This window comes from Nostoc sp. (assembly GCF_035638895.1).
GTDB lineage: Bacteria > Cyanobacteriota > Cyanobacteriia > Cyanobacteriales > Nostocaceae > Nostoc.
On the sequence record NZ_DASQZC010000219.1, the window covers coordinates 1 to 3,917 of the forward strand.

Annotated in this window: 6 protein-coding genes and 1 pseudogene; all 7 read left to right on the plus strand. The window is 44.6% G+C overall.

Annotated features, from left to right (window positions below; all coding sequences use genetic code 11):
• A pseudogene (locus tag VE944_RS10480) lies at positions 1–342 on the plus strand (hypothetical protein); the annotation flags it as partial.
• 135 nt (positions 343–477) lie between these two features.
• Entirely contained in the window at positions 478–1,167 is a 690-nt protein-coding gene (locus VE944_RS10485) for a hypothetical protein (RefSeq protein WP_324976263.1), read from the plus strand.
• Between the two features lie 15 nt (positions 1,168–1,182).
• Positions 1,183–1,923: a hypothetical protein gene (locus tag VE944_RS10490; protein WP_324976267.1), complete on the plus strand. Its 741-nt coding sequence runs from the start codon at positions 1,183–1,185 to the stop codon at positions 1,921–1,923.
• Positions 1,924–2,101: 178 nt separating this feature from the next.
• On the plus strand, positions 2,102–3,037 hold the full coding sequence (locus VE944_RS10495) for a major capsid protein (protein WP_324976270.1): 936 nt from the start codon (positions 2,102–2,104) through the stop codon (positions 3,035–3,037).
• A gap of 32 nt (positions 3,038–3,069) precedes the next feature.
• The gene (locus VE944_RS10500) at positions 3,070–3,483 is read left to right on the plus strand and encodes a hypothetical protein (RefSeq protein WP_324976272.1); all 414 of its coding nucleotides are present in this window, start codon (positions 3,070–3,072) and stop codon (positions 3,481–3,483) included.
• Positions 3,477–3,674, plus strand: coding sequence for a hypothetical protein (locus VE944_RS10505; RefSeq protein WP_324976274.1), 198 nt, complete (start codon positions 3,477–3,479; stop codon positions 3,672–3,674). Before VE944_RS10500 ends, VE944_RS10505 begins: the two co-directional genes overlap by 7 nt.
• On the plus strand, positions 3,646–3,917 hold a 272-nt coding region (locus tag VE944_RS10510), incomplete at its 3' end, for a hypothetical protein (protein ID WP_324976276.1). The genes VE944_RS10505 and VE944_RS10510, both read left to right, overlap by 29 nt.

The following is a 3,917-nucleotide window of genomic DNA, read 5'->3' on the forward strand; positions in this document are numbered from 1 at the left end:
TGCACTACTGCGGCGGGTGGTAGTGGGAAAGCGTTTCAGTTTTACGCACCGCAGACAAATTTAGGGCTAATAATTCAGCCTAGCTTTGGCATCAGTATTCAGTCGGGTAGTAATGCAGTTGCCATCTACAGATGGTCGGCAACTCCTAATACTGGAATGACCGGGAGAGAAGCTAGCCCCATAGCCCAATTACCCAATACTGGGGGCAAGTTTAATCTCACAATTAATTCCACTTATAAATGGATTTCGGTGTTTGCTAAAAATCCAGCCAATAGTAATTTTCTTGATGGAGTTTGCTTTGTGGTAAATGGCAATGTGATTACTTTATTGGGGTATTCGTGATGGTTGATAAAATTCTAGAAATAGTAATTTCGTGCCTGTGTGCAATTACAGTCTTCATCATAGTTGTTCCACTACATCTAATATTCGCACCTCTTGCTAAAAGGAGAAACGCGATTAATCGCGTCTGTACTATAGATGATGACAGATAATTTAATCGCTCTAATTTTGGCAAGAATAATTACTTTATTTCCTAATTATTTATCCTTACTAAAAAAGTTAGAGATTGGTGTATTTTTCTTTTGCTGGCGTTGTTATCTTGAAGCTAGAAGCCTCCCTGCCTATTACGGGAGGCTTGACGAGAACCTAAAAGAGCAAGCAGTTTCTGAGTACAATCATGCCCAAGTATTCTGCCAGCTTACTGGCTCTAAATTAAATATGTCTGGCGCGGGGCTGATGAGCCGTGAGGAAAAGCAGGCGTGGGAGTGGTCATTTGTAAAATGGGATTCTAGTAATGAATCCTATCAAGTTGATGGGATGAGTACTCGCTATTTATCAGCCAGAATATTTTTCGGTTTTCGTACTGCTAATTCTTACGATTGGTGCGATCGCCTAGCTTTTATGTGCGTCTTGGAAGATTTTCAGCATTGTTTTTACAAGCAACTTGCTTTCTTTGTGCCGCCAGAAGTGCAAGAAAAGCTATTGCCTATCATTGAAGATGAATTAACTCACGCTATTAATCTTCATGCGTGTTTATGGTTAATTGCTGGGGTCAAACGCTCGTCACATCTATTGCTTATTTGGCAGATCCGAAAATATTTAGCATTAATTTGTATTCCGGTTGATGCCTTGAAATTCGTTGTGGGAAATCTGAAATCGTTCGTATAAGCGTGATGCTTACTTATGGCTACTGAATTAGATTCTCCGACAATTCCCGCCGAAACCAAGCAATATTCTGATGAGGAAATTACGAAAATCCTCAATACTGCCCAAGCTACTCGCAAAGAGCGAGATGCAGCAGCTGCTAAGGCTAAAGAATTAGAAACTAAGATTACTGAACTTTCAGGAAACTTAGAAAAAATTAAGGGTATCGACCCACAGAAATATCAAGAATTAGAGAAATTAGCCCAGACTTACGAAGAACGCAAGCTCGAAGAACAGCGCAGTTTTTCTGAACTTAAAGAGCGCTGGACTGGCGAGAAAACGACTCTACAGCAGCAGATTAATTCGCTTCAGGAGAATCTGAAGCAAACCCAGATTGTCAACGCCCTAGAGAAAAGCTTTTATGCCACCGGGGGCAAATCTGGCAAGGATGATGACGGCTACACGTATTTTGATTTGATCCGCGATCGCGCCATTAATTACATTGTCCTCGATGATCAAGGCAAAATCACCGTCATTGACCCGCGTGATAAAACGCCGCTCAAAGATACCAAGGGCGTGAGTTTTACTGTGGATGATTTAATGCTCAAGCTTCGCACTGGTGGGCCCACGGCTTCGCTATTTGAACCGATTGGCAATGGCGCTGGTGGGGGGATGGTGCGATCGCATGGAGTACAAAACGCCGCGATGGTTCGGGAACAACTAATGAAGTTACCTCCCGCCCAACGATTAGCCAAGGCGCGGGAACTGGGAATTGATTAAGAAGTAATGAGTAATAAGTGAAGAGTGAATTATTTTTCTTTTAACTTATTGATTAAAAATTATTTCATTACTCATTACTCATGACCAACAACTGAGTGATTCAGCTTTTTTCAAGAAGCCGATGGCGTGATGCCAAGGGCGAATCAAAGCAAACTTTTCACCAATTTGACATCACGCCATGCCAATGACGCTATTAGAGGCAGCAAAACTCGCTCCCTCTATCCGAGATCAAGCAATTATTGAAGAATACGCTGCTAATTCTGACATCCTGCGCGTAATCCCTTTTGAAGACCATGATGGTACAGGAATCCACTACAACCGGGAAGATGAATTGCCAGGGGTGGGATTTCGCGGTATCAACGAAGCTTACAGCGAATCGGTGGGTGTTATCAATCCCCAGTCTGAAGCTTTCAAAATCGCCGGCGGTGATTTAGATGTTGACAAATTCATCATCGATACCCAAGGCGAAGATGTGCGCTCTACCCACGAAATGATGAAGGTAAAGGCGTTGTCTTTAATGTGGACACGTAACTTTATCAAAGGTGATAGCCGCGTTAATCCTCGCCTTTTTGATGGGTTGCAAGTCCGCTTAACTGGCTCTCAGTTGGTTGCTAATGCCGCCGCCGGTGGCGCTCTATCTTTAGCCAAATTAGATGAAGCGATCGACTTAGTGGATGATGCGACTCACTTAATTATGAGTAAAGCTCAGAGACGCAGATTAACAGCTGCGGCCCGGGCTGGAATTGGTGGTGATATTCGCTACGAACAAAACGAATTCGGTAAGCAAGTCGCCATGTACAACGATTTGCCAATCTTAATCGCTGACTACGACAACCTGAATAATCAGATTTTGGATTTTACCGAAACCTCTCCAGATGGCACAAGTTCCACTACTTGCACCAGCATTTACGTGGTTTCATTTATGCCCAAGAAACTGGTAGGCATTCAAGGTAAAGCTGATGGTAAATATGGGGTTGCTACCCGTAACTTGGGCGAACTCGAAACCAAGCCAGTGTTCAGAACACGGGTTGAATGGTACAACGCGATCGCATGTTACCACGGCCGCGCAGCTGCACGTTTAGCTGGCATCACCAACGCCGAGGCTGTTTCTTAGTTCCTGAAAAACTCTTCACAACCCAAACATTTATGCCACGCTCTACAATCGGCAACCGCCGCAGCATCATTTTTGATAAAGCCCTGGAACTGCGGGATTTTGCATCTGCGGCAATTTCTGCAAGCACTACTGAAAGTGCGATCGCCATTCCTGCTACCAAGCTTAAAGCTTACAAATGCGTGATAGATGTGGCTGCTCACACAGGCTACGTCGCTACCACGGCTCAATGGGATATCACGATTGAAGCTGCCTTAACCAGTGGCGGTACTTATAAAACTGTAGGCACTGTTACTTCTTCTGGTGCGGCTAATCGCTTTGATGTGCCACTTTCTGGCGAATGGATAGATGATATTGTGCCTGATGCCTACTCTATCCGCGTGAGAGCAACCAAAACTGGTTCTCCTGGCAACCTAAGCTACGGAGCCTTTTTAACTACATCATGCTAGATCCAGTAACTCTTTACAAGGATGGGAAAGCTCGGAGCATCCCGGCTATTGACGCGCCGGGATGGATGGCAAATGGGTGGGCGAAGCAGCCGACTGCACCAGAAGTTATCCCTTTATCAGTCGAAACATCGTCAAAACGTAAGAAACTAGTGGCAGCAGACAATGACGGAGACAGCTTACCGGAAAGTTAACGTCGTCGATGCTGACGGCAATTTAATCTCTTTTGGCGGTGGTGGTAGTGGCGGTGGAGGAGATGCTTCTGCCACTAATCAGGAAACTGAAATTACAAGATTAGGCGAGATACGCGATGCTATCAGCGATCGCTTACCGTCAGCCGAACTAACACCCAGCTTTATTAGCGTTACTAACTCTGGCACGATCGCATCTGGCAGACAATCAATAAGCTTTGTTAATTTTGGCAACAATGCAGGTAC

Coding starts and splice junctions, on each gene's coding strand:
- VE944_RS10490 (WP_324976267.1), top strand. CDS start 1,183: ATGGCTACTGAATTAGATTCTCCGACAATTCCCGCCGAAACCAAGCAA.
- VE944_RS10505 (WP_324976274.1), top strand. CDS start 3,477: ATGCTAGATCCAGTAACTCTTTACAAGGATGGGAAAGCTCGGAGCATC.
- VE944_RS10485 (WP_324976263.1), top strand. CDS start 478: ATGATGACAGATAATTTAATCGCTCTAATTTTGGCAAGAATAATTACT.
- VE944_RS10500 (WP_324976272.1), top strand. CDS start 3,070: ATGCCACGCTCTACAATCGGCAACCGCCGCAGCATCATTTTTGATAAA.
- VE944_RS10495 (WP_324976270.1), top strand. CDS start 2,102: ATGCCAATGACGCTATTAGAGGCAGCAAAACTCGCTCCCTCTATCCGA.